The organism is Pedobacter rhizosphaerae, assembly GCF_900111155.1.
Classification (GTDB): Bacteria; Bacteroidota; Bacteroidia; order Sphingobacteriales; family Sphingobacteriaceae; genus Pedobacter; species Pedobacter rhizosphaerae.
This window is the reverse complement of sequence record NZ_FOGG01000010.1, coordinates 1-14,531: the sequence shown is the minus strand read 5'-3', so window position 1 is coordinate 14,531 and position 14,531 is coordinate 1. Positions and strand designations below refer to the sequence as shown.

The following is a 14,531-nucleotide window of genomic DNA, read 5'->3' as shown; positions in this document are numbered from 1 at the left end:
GAAAAGAATTTTAATTGTTCCTATTAATCAGAGCTTACCTGGAATCAAGATGCACTTAACAGGCTCAGGTTTTTGACAAAGACAAAACAGCTTAGAGCAGATGTCTAATGAGACCTGAAAACAAGTGCAGGGGCTGAATAAAATCATTATATTTGAGATTTAATTTGAGCCGCTTGTCCGATATAAGAAGTTTTTGCAGCAGGTATTACAGGACTTTGTTCGCCATTTGCTGCCTTGTTGTTGTTTTCTACTACAGTAAATCCTACAGCTATATGCTCTTCCATACCCTGGTAGAGCTGTTTTCGATCGTGGTGGCTTTTGCCGTCTTTATCGTGGCCTGGAATTCCAGAAAGATGCAGGACAATGCCTACCTGCATGTGGTCGGGCTGGCCTACTTGTTCATCGGCTCGTTGGACCTACTGCATACCTTGAGCTTTAAGGGCATGCAGGTTATCACCTCGGATGGCTTTCCGGCCAATCAGTTCTGGATCGCTACCCGCTGTTTCGAGGCCATGGTGTTCCTTTTTGGTTTCGTTTGTATCACCGGCAAACGCAGGATTAAAAGTGAGCTGATTTTCCTGGGGTACCTGATCATCAGCTTGCTCATCGCTTTAAGTATCCTGGACTGGAAAGTGTTTCCTGTATGTTTTATTCAGGGGCAGGGGCAAACCGACTTTAAGGTTAACATGGAATACCTGGTGATTTTGATTCTGTTTATTTCCCTGGGCATGCTTTACCGTCACCGCAGGCGTTTTGAGCGCAAAACATATGACCTGCTGGCAGCTTCGATCTTTTTTGCCATCCTGAGTGAATGCTGTTTTGCCAGCTATAGTACCAACATCGGCCCAATCAATGAGGTAGGACACTACGGCAAACTGATCTCCTTTTTCCTGATCTACAAAGCCAGTGTGGAAATGGCCTTCATCAGGCCTGTAGATTATATTTTTAGGGCTTTACGCGAGAGCGAACAAGATTACCGCACCCTGGCTGAGAACCTTCCTGGCATTATCCTGCGCTTCGATCAAAAGCTGGACCGGATCTTTTCCAACCGAGCAGGGGAAGATCACATCGGGCTGGCCATAGAAGCAGAAATCCGGGAAAAACTGCAACATCAGCTACGAATGAGTCTGGAAAATCAGATTAGCCAATCGGGCGATTTGACCCTAATGCTCAATGGGCAGGAGCGCATCTATGCCTATCAGCTCATTCCCGAATCTCTTGCTGGTTCCTCCAGGTTAAGTATCCTTCTGATTTGCCAGGAGGTGACTGCCAGCAGGAAGGAAAAACAGTATTTGAATGCCTTACTTGACAGCATACCTCATCAGGTTTGGACAGCTGCGCCTGGGGGTACCCTGGAATATGTGAACGAGGTGATGTGCGAGGATTTTGGCGAAAGTCGCGCTTCATTGCTTGAGGCGCATTGGCTATTGCACATTCATCCTGAAGATTTTGCCGAGAGTCAGCGTCAATGGAACCAGGGGCTGGAAAACGGCCAGGCCTTTCTGATCCAGTGTAGGCTTAAGATGTCTGATGGGATCTACCGGTGGCACCTGTGCAAGGCTCAGCCCATTTATGAACAGGAACAGCTAAGCCTTTGGATCGGTACAAATACCAATATTCACGAACAGAAGAAAGGGCAGGAGCAGCGAGATGAGTTCATCTCCATTGCCAGCCATGAGCTCAAAACTCCGCTTACCAGCATCAAAGCTTTCAATCAGCTGCTACTGCGCAGCCGGGATTTAGGTAAAATGCAAAGCTATCTTCAAAAGGTAGATGCGAGTACAACCAAGCTTGAAAGGCTCATCAACGAAATGCTGGACGTGAGCCGCATCAATGCGGGTAAGCTTCAGCTCAACACCAGCAGTTTCGATCTGGCGGAACTCACCAGGGAGTGCATAGCGGCCTGGCAGCTTAGTAGCCCCAGCCACCGGTTGGAAATGACCGAAGACATGGAAGCGATTATTCTGGCCGACCGCTTTAGGATTGAACAGGTAATTAACAACCTGCTCAGCAATGCCATCAAATATTCTCCTGAAGCGCAGGAGGTTATTGTTACCTGCAAGACTGCCCAAAACAGCGCCATTGTCTCTGTGAAGGATTTCGGGATAGGCATTGCGCCACAAGAACTTGAAAAACTGTTTGACCGCTATTACCGTGCAGACAATGCAGCGGAGCGTTTCGGCGGGCTTGGGCTTGGACTTTTCATCTCTTCAGAAATCATCAAAAATCACGAGGGCACTTTTTGGATCGAGAGTGAGCCAGGAAAGGGGAGCACAGTTTCTTTCCGGCTTCCACTCGAAGAACAGTTGCCCCAACAGGTTGAGGCCCTGAACCTCGAATACCACGACGAATATCTGCACATCTGGTGCAACCAGGTGTCTGGATGTATGGAGGTGAGCTGGAAGGGATATCAGAACGTAAAAAGTGTTCAGCATGGTGGTATGCAGATGCTTGCGATTTTAAAGCGGTCAGGCCTTCATAAAGTGCTTAATGACAACCGTGAGGTGCTGGGCAACTGGTCGGAAGCCTCAGACTGGGCTGCCAAGGTATGGTTTCCGATGATGGTAGATGCGGGACTGGAACACTTTGCTTGGATATTTTCCCCAAGTGTTTTCGCTAAGCTTGCGGCACAGAAAAGTTACGAGCAGTCGGATGAGGCCGCGAATGTCCGATTTTTTGATGATATGGATGCCGCTCAGGAATGGATTGATCATCAATAAATATGAATTTGGTTTCCCCTTGAAAATACCAACACCTGGATTGAGGTACTCCATGAAGACTAGGAAATACATGTGTTACACGAGCGTGTGGGGCAGGCGCAAGTGCTTAATAGCTTAAGGCAGCAGTAACTCGAAAACAGAATCTAAAGGAATTGCACTAACCCGTTAATTCTTCATTCCTACCGTCCACTTTTCCTTGAACCTGCAGGTAATCAGAGGATGACTGTTTTTAAAGAGGATTATCTCTCTGCAACAACATTACATAAGGCTATTAAGGAGGAGTATAGTTATTTCGATTATGAAACCAATGAAGCTCTTTATTTGTCTCCAAGCGAGGAGGAAACCATATGGAGTTTGGTTCGCACCATGCATAAGGAAGCTCATAATAATACTGATGGCTACAGTAAATCCATTCTCCTTGCACTTTTATGGTTTCCCAGATTTTGCACTGTTTTTTGCATTTTGCGAAAAATGGGCGTATTTCTAGTTTTTTTGAGATCGCTTGTCGAACCCCTCAACATAGCCTTCTTTTAATGTAGGCTATGTTGAAGGGTTAGTGTTTATAATTGTAATATTTTTCCCTGGTTTATCAATTTTGGCGTTTCAAAATCCTTCCGAGCTGCTCATTATTGGAAGCACTGGATAAACAAAGCCTGTTCATCAATTCGGCTCTGGCCAATCTTGGGGGAGCATTGATTGATCAACTGCTTGACAATTGGGTGATGATGATCGGAGGGTTCTTCCTTATCTATTGAAATTTTAATTTATCCACCAGATCATTAAAGTACTGTTCTCCCCAAATTTCAAGCACGGCATCATCTTTTATGAATGGTACAACATCTTCCTTTATATTGTCAAATGAAACGGCCTTAATTTTCTCGCGGAGTAAGCCTATGACATCATCCGGGCTTAGTTCTTCTTTGCTCCAGTCTTCGGTATCTTTTGCTCTTAACTTAAAATGGCGCAAGTCAAGAGGTATTCCTTTTTTTATGTACCATTCCAGATCATACCAATCCCTTCCTTTGACCCGGTTTTTCCACTTGCGGAACAGCAGGGCATGCATTTTTCCAGCGAAAAGACTGGGCTTGTTAAAACATTTTACATAAAAGGAAAAAGGACGTGTGAGCAGTTTCATTTCTGTTGTAAATCCCAGTGGTGGTTGGCGGTCCACTTCTATCTTTATTTTCATTGACCTGTTTGTAGATTTTATTCCAGCCTGCTTTACGATATCCTCTAATACCAATTCTTTCCATTCAGTTTCAGATTTAAGGAAAGCCGAATCAATATTTGTTTTTTCTTTTTTCTCCTTCTCGCGGATGCTAACCTTCATGCCGATCGATTCAATTTCGGCCACAATAGCATCGAAGTAAGGTTCAAGAGAAAAATCAGGACCTGCTTCGAGTAAAGAAAAATCCAGGTCTTCAGAGAATCGATCCAACCCATAAAATATACGCAATGCTGTTTCACCATAAAAGGCTGCTTTTTCAAAGAAATCGGTTCTTGAAAGGCCGGCCAGTGCAACTTCCTGCATAATTTCTCTCAAAGCTGAGAGTACATCTTCTGTATTTTTAGGGTCATATTCCCCAATCCATTCTTTAATCATAATTTCTCAAGCGTTTTGACGAGCATTCTTAAACTCTCCTTTTTGGGTGCATCCTCAATCCAGGACCGTAGCTTTTTTAGATTAAGCTTGCGAAGCCATTCCGGATCTATCCGCAGATCGTCCAGTAAAAAACTACGTGTTTGGGCCGGACTCCGCAAAGCCAGTCCGGCCGTAGTAATTATTTTATCACATAGTGCTTTTTCAGGTAGTGCTACAAGGGCAACCTGTCCTGGAGACAATACTATACTCCTGATCCCAAAGCTGTAATATGGCGATGGCATAAACCGGTAGCTAAAACTGCCTTTTGGAGTTTTGAATTTTTTGGAGAGTTTCATCGTAATCGACTTAATTTCATAGACCCGCTCAGGAATTAAGCCCCAGTACGACATAGCTGATTCAAGCGATACATAACTCGGCCCCCTTAAATGATTTGCGATCAGGAAAGTTTCGGGACCGGTCAAATCTGTTTTTATACCAGGAATATAAAGCCCTTTCTTTAATGGGATCAGCTCACCGCTCTTTATCAGTTCACTGATCTTGTCATTCGGCCTTTTATAATCTTTGAGCATATCCAGAATGACCTGTCTGGTGAGAGGGGCATTGTTATACTGTCTGACTAAATATTTAAAGTTCATCTTGTTAAATTATTCTGCTTAAATCGGAATATTTCCGATTTAAAGCAAATTTTTTAACATAAATTGATGTATTTGTGTGAATTGATAATCGGAAATAATCCGATTATTGTGATGTTATTACGCATGTTGGTATCTGCATAAACCAATTTGATTGACCCCGTTTCGTCAATTTTAAAATCAGAAAGACACAAGTTTATTATTTTTGGTAAGTCAGGGTCAATGCTTGCTGGTTTTTCAAACTACTCGACTATATCAAATTAAGCGCGATGATCACTGAGAATCCGCTATATATTCCTATTCGCGCAGCAAGGTGGAAAAACTAGAGTAGACTGACCCCGTCTTACCGGAAATTAATTCGATATAGATAAGGCTCAGAAATCTTCTGGGCCTTGTTATTTTTCCAATATTTTAGGGATATTCTAATACACTTACTCCCTGATAGGGGTGATAGTTAATGGCGCTGTTTATCAGTGTTATCTTTTTTGAATATCTGAGTGATGTTGTTAATTTCGCAACGATCTGTCAATAGGCGGATTACCTCTGCTCATTGATTTATGATTAATTATTTTTACTTATGAAAAGTCGGTTAATGAAATCACTCGATCTTGTTTTATCTTCCATATACCATTCTCCTTTTGTAAAAAATAAACCCTACTTGTTGATGATCGTCCAACTGTATTGGCTAATTCTAATATGGAAATGGCTAAATTACCATCGGTACTTAAAATAACGGGCGCGAAGATTAGGGTATGTTTCACTTTTCCCATATTTCTAAACCATGGCTTACCAGCGGTAGAGAGTGAATAGTTGGAAACAGCTGTAGTATCAACACTGTTTAGAAAAACTTTCCATTCAGCCCTCTTCCAGATATTTGATGCAGATGTATCAATGCCATCTGGATTTTTGAAATCAAAGTTCCTTATGACATTTTTTTTAGTGGTACCATAGACTGTATATTTTCCCCCTGAAGATAAACTTTGCTGCAAGAGCTTGTGGATCTTATAAAGTTCCTTTTTATCTCTTTGCGCGTGAGCCCCTATTCCTATAATGGATATTAGCAGGCAGGTTATAAATAGTTTCATTAGCAATCTTTTTTAGTAGTTGAACCTTGTGAGTTTTGTACTTTCTTTATAACATTTAATTCGATCCTTGATTTATTCGGTGCGGAAAAGTAAGCTTTAATATCCATACTGCCTCTCCTCCGGCGAGGCAGAACAAATAAAATAAGGGTTCGCGCAGCTACTTCAACGAACTATCGATTCCTGTATTGAACAGGAAAGATGAAAATAGACAAACAATAAATAGCGCCATGTCTATCTTTTTTGTAAAGTACAGAATGTCTCGCTAGCCCAAGCATTATAATCTTCCGGTTTTCAACACATCATTGTATCTATAAGTTTAACAAATAGAGTCAAATGTAAGGAGGTGAATGTGTTATTAAACAACAAAACATGTCTCGTTATATAGAAAGGTGTGATTCCCTTATGAACCGTTTTAAATTCGGGACATAAACTACAAAATTTTAAGAAAAGAATTGTCTATCGTTACGATGAGTGCTTGATGAGTCGAAGTTAGTTGATTAAGATAATGATTTGAGTCATTTACTCAAAAGTATTCATTATTGGTTCGCGGCCAAAATCCAGAGTTTTTCCTTCATAATATTGAAGCATGAATGACGAAATGAAATACTGGGCCTGTGTCAGGTTACAGGTGGAAATATGCTCATCATGACAGCCTCAATTGCCTGTACACGTAAAGAACCCATTGTAGAATTGCTCACTGAAAGTGACCATGACTGGAGATTCTAACGAAAAAAATGAACTGGCAATGCAAGAAGATCGTTAATAAGCTCAAATAGCTTAACTTATCTCTCTGAGGTTTGACTTATTTCCTCAATCACCACATCCACTGTAAAGCGTATATCTGATGTCCCGTAAGCAATGCTTGCTTTGTCGCCATAGGTATGCATTAGCCTTTGCTGAATATTCTTCAGGCCGGTATGGAAACCGGTATCGTTGATCCCCGTATTGATCAGGTTTTCGGTTCGCAAATGAAAACGGTCAGCTGTTATCTCCATTAGGATCTTCCCCGGAAACTGTGCTATGCTCAGGTTACCATGTTTGATCATGTTTTCCACCAGGCTCAGTAAGACCAGGGGTATAATCTCAACCGCTGCGATCTCCGGTTCGTAATTGAAGTCAACATACAGCTCAGTATGTTTGATCTGGCTTAGGGTCAATAGTAACTCTACCTGCTCGATTTCCTCACCGAGGGCTTTCTTTTCAGGACCATGTTCGCTTTCAATGGCATAACGGGTGAGCCGGGAAAGGATGCGGAGGGCTTCTGCTGACTGGGGATCGGATTTATAGATGTTGTTGTGGATATAGTTAAGGGTATTGAATAAAAAGTGTGGGCTGATCTGGGATTTCAGGTAGGCATTTCTCGCTGCGGAAAGCTCTATTTCGGCTTCTTTTCCGGCAATGGTCATGCGGTCTGCTACTTCACGCAGCGCTGCGCTTTGCTGTTTTTCCAGGATATAAGCCCTGGTGAAATAATAAGCGGTGGAAAAGAGCAGGAAGTAAATCCCGCGGTAGAGGGTACTCGAGATATTTCTGATATGCAGGTTCAGGTTTAAACCTTTATCAGGGCTATGGTAAAAGGCAACCGCCGCATCGGCCAGATGTGCCAGCAGTACATAAACCAGTAATGAAGAAAGGATAAGCAACAACAGCCGCCAATAGCTCCTGCTTTCTTTTTTTAGTGAAAAGGGGAGGATGAGCTCGCTGTGGAGATAAAACAAACCGATGTTTATCAGGTAGTGCATGGCATATTTCAGCGGGTTGGCTTTAATCCCGAACATGAGGGTGACCAGCACCGTTTCATAGGCAATGAAGATACTCCAGGCGAGGATATGATATCGGTATTTTTTAATTTTTTCGAACATTTTTTTTGAGTTAAATTCAAGTTTCACCACGGTAGCGGGGTGCTTCACCCATGTTAGTCGTTTAGCGGTTTTCGCTGGGGTATGTTGGCTGCATGAAAATGAAAAATATCCCCAAACTAAGCCGGAAAACCATTTTTGTATTCCGCTCTGGCAGGGTTTCGCAGACCAGGTCTACCGATCCCACCACTTCTGTTGCTACCATAGTAACCACTGTCACAGTCCAATCTGATCCTTCCGCTCAGATCTAAACCCTTTTGGATACAAGGGTGTTGCGCGCAACGTATTCCATAAAATTTTTCTTGTAGGGAAGGGTCATCAGTACCTTGTATTTTCCCAGATCGACTGTATTGCCGATCACCTGTTTCATGAAACTGCGGTTAATGATATAGGATTTGTGTACCCTGAAAAAATAAGGGTTTTCCTGCAGTATGTCTTCCATTTCTTTTAAGGTCATGAACACCGAAAAATCTTCCTCCGGCAGGTAAAAGTGTACGTGGTTATTGGCCCCTTGCAGGTAAATGATATCGCTGATCAGGATCTTTCTCAATAGGCTCCGGTCATTACTGGTGCGGATGAAAAAGGCATCATCGGTGATGCTGTCCATCTGATGGGGATTATAATATTCTTCCAGTACGTCGTTCACTACTTCTGCCAGCTCATCCGGCCCATAGGGTTTTAACAAGTAGTGCCTGGCCCTGACTTTAAAGGCCTGGATGGCGTAATGGGGATAGGAGGTGGTAAAAATAACATGGTGTGACCTCGAACGGAGGGTTTCAGCCAACCTGATCCCGGACATCAGGGGCATATCGATATCCATAAAGATAATGGATCCTGGTTTTTCCATGGTGATCTGGTTCAGGGCATCCACAGGTTTGGTGTAAGTGCTATGGACTTTCAGTCTGGGGTAGCCGGAAAGTTGGTCTTCAAGGATGCTGATCGCTCCCTGGTCATCATCAATGATGAAGCAGTTGATTGCGCTTGTCATAAGAGTAAGAGGTTAGTATGCCCTAATATACGTTTTAACTCCTTTAGGTTGTACGGTTTGCGGAGGTTTGTCGCTAAAATGATACAGGGTGATTAAGTTAAAATGACGTTTCACTATGTGCTTGATGGCTTTCACCACGGTAAGGCAGGGCTTGTCCTGGGCTTTTACTATTTTAAGTAGTCATATAAAGCGTGTCTATGAAGTGGTTGCTGCGGCCTTTGTTTACCATGTGTATCAGTTTTTTACTGATTGTAGTTGCTATTGGTGCCAGGTTTCCCACGTCGGTCGTTTTCGTGCTCCTGGCCAAGGGCTGCTGGTTGGTTTTTGTGTGGGTGATCATGAAAAGTGGTAGCAGGAAGGATCGAATGAGAAGGGAATATGAGGAGCATTGGAGAAAAGGGACAGAGGGCGGTGGTGAGGGATTCTCAAATTAATGCATAGTGTAGAGGTGGTGGTAAAGGAAGTTTTCCTTTTAATTATTTATTGGCTGTCCCCTGCTGACAGGGAAGGGGGTATGTGTTTGTTGGAGGAAAAAAGCCAGAGCCTGGTCTTGCTGACTTAAAATATGGATCACTAAAAGAGAAGCCAGCTCCTTATTCAAGGATGAGCTGGCCTGTTTTGATGACAGGGATCTATTTTTTTAGATGAATGGCGTGGAGTATTTCATTCAAAATTTCATTTGCTCTTTTCTTGTCGCTGCTTTTGAATTCAATTATGCCATAGACTTGTTGGTCAAGGGAGTTATACGCTGAGCTGATGGAAATCAGTTCATTTCCGTGGCTTTGGAACCTGGTAACTAGATACCGTGTCTGATTGACGGTTATGATCTCCGAATTTTCGAAATCTGCATACTTGCTTTTCTTCAAACGCGCATCTCTTTGGATTTGAACTTTTTCCAGTGGCTGTTGTAATTTTTTAATTTTTGTTCCCATGTCAATTAAAGACACCAGGATTTTGCCATCCCGAAAAATCTGGTAGGCGGGGATTTCATCAAAGTAGATCTGGCCGTAGTAATTTTTCAGGTCCGCTATTTCGCTGTAGGTTACCTTTTGAATGGATGATGGTAAGGGGCCGACTGCTATGTTTCGGCTGTTGTCGTTAATTTCCTGGGCATGGGTAGAATATACTGTTGAAATAAGGATGAGCAGAAAGGTAATTAATTTCATTTTTATCATATGAGGGTTTTAATTTAGGGCAGGGTATTTCTTTAACTTCTTTAGTGGTTTTGTTAAGGTTATTGTTGTCAGGTCTTCTCGGGTTTCATCCGATAGGGATACGTTAATTGTATCACCGAATTTTGCAAGAAGGAAATGAAGGTCAGTACTATAATCATCGATAAGGTTTGCATTAGAAAGCTCAAGGCTTTGTGGATTGGCAAACGTACTGATAAAATAATCTTGATTAAAGCAGTTAGCTTTCCCCTTGGGTTTCTGGAAAGCTGATAGGATGTCTTGAATCGTTAACGGATTTTTTAATCTTTTGAAAATTAAATTGTTAATGATGTCAATTTGTAAAAAGGGATGTTTGTTAATTTATGTTAAAGCTTATTTTAGGAGGATGTTGTGTTTTGGCTGATGATAGATCAGGACCTTTTGCTATATCTTATCGTGAGTGAGTAAAGGATGCCGCACATGTCCCTGTAAAGGGGGGTATTTTTGTGGGAGGACAGATGCTAGAATCTGCTAGTGCTGATTTAAGATCTTGATGACTAAAAAAAGAGGCCAGCTCATCAGTCAAGTCTGAGCTGGCTTAATATTAATACAGAAATCTTAGTTGATTTCTTGATTTCCTGAAAAATAATTTATTAGCTGTTTTGCGGTAAATTGAGTGGAGATTAAGAATTAGTCAATATTTGGTTTATCATTAATCTTCAAAAATTTCGATAACAGGGATTTGATCTGTAACAATGTTGACTATTACATTTTGAGCATATACACAATAATGTTTGACATTTTTTAAACTAGCATCATCAAAGAAGATTGGTAGATCAGTCCACATATGGAGATACTCCATATATTTTGAACCTAATAACTCTTTTAATACAACTGATTTGAATGTAGCAGAATATGTTAGCCCCTCTCTAGCTTCATCTGGAAGATTTTCTTGGATTAGCATATACGACTGGACACTGCTAAATGAAAACTTATACACAACATTTTGAGCTTTGTAGTGCACTAGAGAAACTTTTAGCATCTCCGTATTTAAGGGGAATTCTATTTGAATGATTCCAAAATCTCCCCCGTTTGTTTTGTCAGTAAACCTGCGGAAGATATCTTCCTGCATTTCTTCTAATGATACGACCATAACTATACTTAATTCTTAAATCTAAATCGTCCGATATCTTTGCCATTTCTAAAGTAATCTATTGTGGGTTTTTCAGTCGAAGATGCCGCCGGATTGGAAATATATCGGTTTTGACCTACCTCAAGTTTAAAATTTCCACCACCAATGCTCTCACCATATCCGGACAGAGTATCAAATAATTTCAGTTTATTAAATGCTTTTGCAATTTCCTGGGCTTCCTGGGGATGCAATACCAGATGCCCCTCTAGTTTGGAGAAAAGATCACCTAGCTGCTCTATTAGGTCTGTACACCTGATCAGGCCTGCTTCCTCTTTCTTCCAGAACAAAACAGAAATCCTTTTTTGAGTGAGGATGATATCTATTTTGGGTAGGATATAGGGCACATGTTCAGGCCACATGCAAAGTGTTTCAATCAATCTGCTGCCATGTCTTTTCAAGTAGAAAATTTGGGGTACAAAATATTCCTCGCCATATTGTTGTTGAATTTCAGCCTTTTTCCTGTTGTAATCAGCTGAATAATCTGATTGGTTTGGCTCCAGATAGTTATGCCCCCATTCATCAAAATAGGTTTTTGCATGGCTCATATTCATCGCTGTCCAGTCTGTTTGCAAGATCCCTTTACCGTATTGCCTGGGGATCGCTTCACCTTGTGGGTTTAGGATATAGAGATTTAAGTCTGAAGCAAGTTTGTCTACAACAGAAAAGGCTTCTTCCTCAAAAAAGTTGGGGCGCACGTAATTGATGTTGAAGGTAAATCGGGTATCTTCAAAATCCTCATACCCTTCATATCCTTCATCGATCTCTATGTCTACGGGATCATTTTCATGCTGCTGATGGTATTCAAATGACCAGTAAGCGCCTGAACCTTCATTTCGGAAGAGCCATTGGCTGTCATTGTTGCCTTCACGGTTGGGAAGGTTATTTAAGTAAGATTCAATATCTGCCTGGGTAATAGAAGCGCTATTTCTTTTGTAGAAAAATAAATCGTAGCTCATGAGATGGTCGTTAATCGAGAATGGTTTGTTTGGTAACAGGTATGCTGGTAAAGTGGCTTGGGTTAAAAGTCCAGAATTTTGTTAATATTTCCAATTATTTGTTGGGGGTTTATGGGCTGGGCTAAAATTGGTTAGTTAGTTTGCTGGTGGTGTTTTTGGCTGTCCCCTGCGGGCCGGGCCATCTGCTGTATCTTTTCCGGAGAAAAGGATGCCGCGTCTGTCCCTGACAGGGGAGGAGGAAAAGGTGATCTATTTTAGCTTTTCTATTCTTATTTCGTTTATATATATTCGTTAATAAATAAAGCATATAACTTTAATTCCTTTTCAAAAAATGCCATAGATTGGAAAAACCGATAGTGTAAAAAACGGAACAGTTGAATCACATAGATTATGGAAAAGCCTCAAAGTTTACAAAGCTTAATATCATCAATTGAATTAAATAAATACGGCATTATTAGGTCATTGATGAAGCGGCGTAAAAATCACCATTTTTTTGCACCTCGGGTCAAGAAACCTAATAATGCTTATTTCGAGTTTACACCAAATTCTGCTGAATGGTCTGATAATTTTACTATTATTCCGTTTGTCAATAATGATGGATTTAGATTCGATGAGGTAATGATTGACCTGAAATTGAAAGGCAGTATAAACGAATACAATAATTCAGGTAGGACCTTTTTTTCCGAACCCATGGATTTGGAATTGACTATAAGGGCATATGTTGAAGAGGATGGCTGGGTTAGTCCCGGCAACGTTCATTTTCTAAATACAGAACAAAGAGCATTATTAGAATTTCATAAAAAATATGAATTAGAGCTAAAAAGACTAGGGTTAATGACAATTTTTGAGACTGAATATGATGGGCAGGAAGCATTTAGCTTTTTTACACGTATTTGGAAAAATGTTGATAATGAAAATTCAACCATGGTAAAAGATACCAGTCTTGACTATTTTCATGAACTTGGAGAGGCGCACCGCAATATTATGTATAGCGTTTCATGTGCTAATATGTGGGGTAGATATACATCACATTTTACCGATAACTCTTATCGAATGGACAGTGGCATAGTATTTCCCCATCAGCCTACTTTTTATGATACTAGGCACATATTCTATCTGGAAGCTGCAATTGAAGAGATATATACGTTTTATGAAAGAGTTGCATATATAGCTTATATTTTTTTACAGCCATTGTGCTTCAAAGCTGGGGGTTTATCCTACAATAAACTTTTTGAAAAGCAGACGGTTAAAGAGCTTAAACTAAAATTTATCGGTCTTGAAAATAATATACATTTCAAATGGTTCTTGGATCGGCTAAAAAAAGAACATAAAGTGTTGTCAGGTTACAGACACCCACTTATTCATTATAAAACAGCCAATACTTTTATCAAAGGTTCATATAGTGCTTCCAGGACCCGCCATTGGTTGGATAATGCTATGGATGGGGAGGAGTTGACTAAATTGCATAAACAAATGGAGGAAATATTGAAATTTGTTAACAATGAAGTTCTGGCCTGTCATTCTGCATTTGAACAGATCGTACTGCTTTGTGAGAGCCTTGAAATCCCAAATGATTTGTCTGAGGGATAAGCTATAATATTTATGGCCAGTAAGCAAAACCTCAAAATCATCACTATGTATCTGAGTGCTAATTGAAAAATTTTACCCAAGGAGGAAGACTTTATATTCTCGACCTACGAGAAGGCTATATTGAATTGCCAATGCCCAGTCTTACAGCAGGTATTTGTTATTTCAATGATTACTATACAATGACCCTAAAATGGGGAGTACTGAATTTAGATTGAATTTATATGAGGCGTTATACATTGAAATAGCTGTGCTCATTAAGCTGGAAAATAGGTGGCGTAAAATATTCAAAAAGGTATCAACTGGTAAAATCCACTTCAGTCATGCTCATTCCGTTTAACAGATGAAACATTTCGGCCCGCCAAAGAATCTATCCAAGATACCTTTAAATGATGTTTAAATGCATTCAGTATACTTATGTAGTCGGTAATATAGAATGCAGAGTTTTTGGTAATTAGGAATACAGTATTTTTGGCAAGAATGGTGCAGAGAAAATGGCACTAACAAATACAGAGTCCGATTCAAAAGTAGGTTAATATTTTTATGTTTCAAAGAAAGTTTTCCGGTTCTGTAACCTGAAACTTTCTCCGGTAAGGTTAACCACTTCACACTTAAAAAGCAACCTGTCTAGCAGTGCCGTAGCAATGACTTCATCCTCCAGCATTTTTGCCCATTCTGTTGGTTTTTTGTTCGTAGTAACTACAATTGAAGTTGACTCATAAACGTGGTTTATAAAGTTGAAAAAGGCCACTGCCATG

At 40.7% G+C, this 14,531-nt stretch carries 12 protein-coding genes; 2 read left to right on the top strand and 10 right to left on the bottom strand.

What is annotated here, in order from left to right:
• Positions 1–146 precede the first annotated feature (146 nt).
• Positions 147–284: a hypothetical protein gene (locus BMX11_RS24290; protein ID WP_175474524.1), complete on the bottom strand. Its 138-nt coding sequence runs from the start codon at positions 282–284 to the stop codon at positions 147–149.
• Here BMX11_RS24290 and BMX11_RS09935 point away from each other — a divergent pair.
• Positions 273–2,720, top strand: a complete 2,448-nt coding sequence (locus BMX11_RS09935; protein ID WP_139180158.1) for an MASE3 domain-containing protein — start codon at positions 273–275, stop codon at positions 2,718–2,720. The genes BMX11_RS24290 and BMX11_RS09935 overlap by 12 nt on opposite strands.
• A 748-nt stretch (positions 2,721–3,468) precedes the next feature.
• Here the strand turns inward: BMX11_RS09935 and BMX11_RS09925 are convergent.
• The 8 genes from BMX11_RS09925 to BMX11_RS09885 form a co-directional block, all read right to left on the bottom strand.
• Positions 3,469–4,323 (bottom strand): nucleotidyl transferase AbiEii/AbiGii toxin family protein, encoded by an 855-nt coding sequence (locus BMX11_RS09925; RefSeq protein ID WP_090883873.1) that lies wholly within the window; start codon positions 4,321–4,323, stop codon positions 3,469–3,471.
• A complete protein-coding gene (locus BMX11_RS09920; protein ID WP_090883872.1) occupies positions 4,320–4,958 on the bottom strand; it encodes a type IV toxin-antitoxin system AbiEi family antitoxin domain-containing protein in 639 nt (212 codons plus the stop codon). Before BMX11_RS09920 ends, BMX11_RS09925 begins: the two co-directional genes overlap by 4 nt.
• A gap of 572 nt (positions 4,959–5,530) precedes the next feature.
• Positions 5,531–6,040: a hypothetical protein gene (locus tag BMX11_RS09915; RefSeq protein WP_090883871.1), complete on the bottom strand. Its 510-nt coding sequence runs from the start codon at positions 6,038–6,040 to the stop codon at positions 5,531–5,533.
• 782 nt (positions 6,041–6,822) lie between these two features.
• The gene (locus BMX11_RS09910) at positions 6,823–7,902 is read right to left on the bottom strand and encodes a sensor histidine kinase (RefSeq protein ID WP_139180157.1); all 1,080 of its coding nucleotides are present in this window, start codon (positions 7,900–7,902) and stop codon (positions 6,823–6,825) included.
• A 244-nt stretch (positions 7,903–8,146) separates the two neighbouring features.
• Positions 8,147–8,887, bottom strand: coding sequence for a LytR/AlgR family response regulator transcription factor (locus BMX11_RS09905; protein WP_090883870.1), 741 nt, complete (start codon positions 8,885–8,887; stop codon positions 8,147–8,149).
• Positions 8,888–9,519: 632 nt separating this feature from the next.
• Positions 9,520–10,062 carry a hypothetical protein gene (locus tag BMX11_RS09895; protein WP_175474523.1) on the bottom strand — a complete coding sequence of 181 codons (543 nt, stop codon included), beginning with the start codon at positions 10,060–10,062 and terminating at the stop codon, positions 9,520–9,522.
• A gap of 688 nt (positions 10,063–10,750) precedes the next feature.
• Positions 10,751–11,191 carry a hypothetical protein gene (locus BMX11_RS09890; protein ID WP_090883867.1) on the bottom strand — a complete coding sequence of 147 codons (441 nt, stop codon included), beginning with the start codon at positions 11,189–11,191 and terminating at the stop codon, positions 10,751–10,753.
• 8 nt (positions 11,192–11,199) lie between these two features.
• Entirely contained in the window at positions 11,200–12,186 is a 987-nt protein-coding gene (locus tag BMX11_RS09885) for a hypothetical protein (RefSeq protein ID WP_090883866.1), read from the bottom strand.
• A gap of 390 nt (positions 12,187–12,576) precedes the next feature.
• Here BMX11_RS09885 and BMX11_RS09880 point away from each other — a divergent pair, with 390 nt between their 5' ends.
• Positions 12,577–13,776: a hypothetical protein gene (locus BMX11_RS09880; protein ID WP_139180156.1), complete on the top strand. Its 1,200-nt coding sequence runs from the start codon at positions 12,577–12,579 to the stop codon at positions 13,774–13,776.
• A gap of 538 nt (positions 13,777–14,314) precedes the next feature.
• Here the strand turns inward: BMX11_RS09880 and BMX11_RS09875 are convergent.
• A partial coding sequence (locus tag BMX11_RS09875) for an ATP-binding protein (protein ID WP_175474522.1) occupies positions 14,315–14,531 on the bottom strand: 217 nt, incomplete at its 5' end.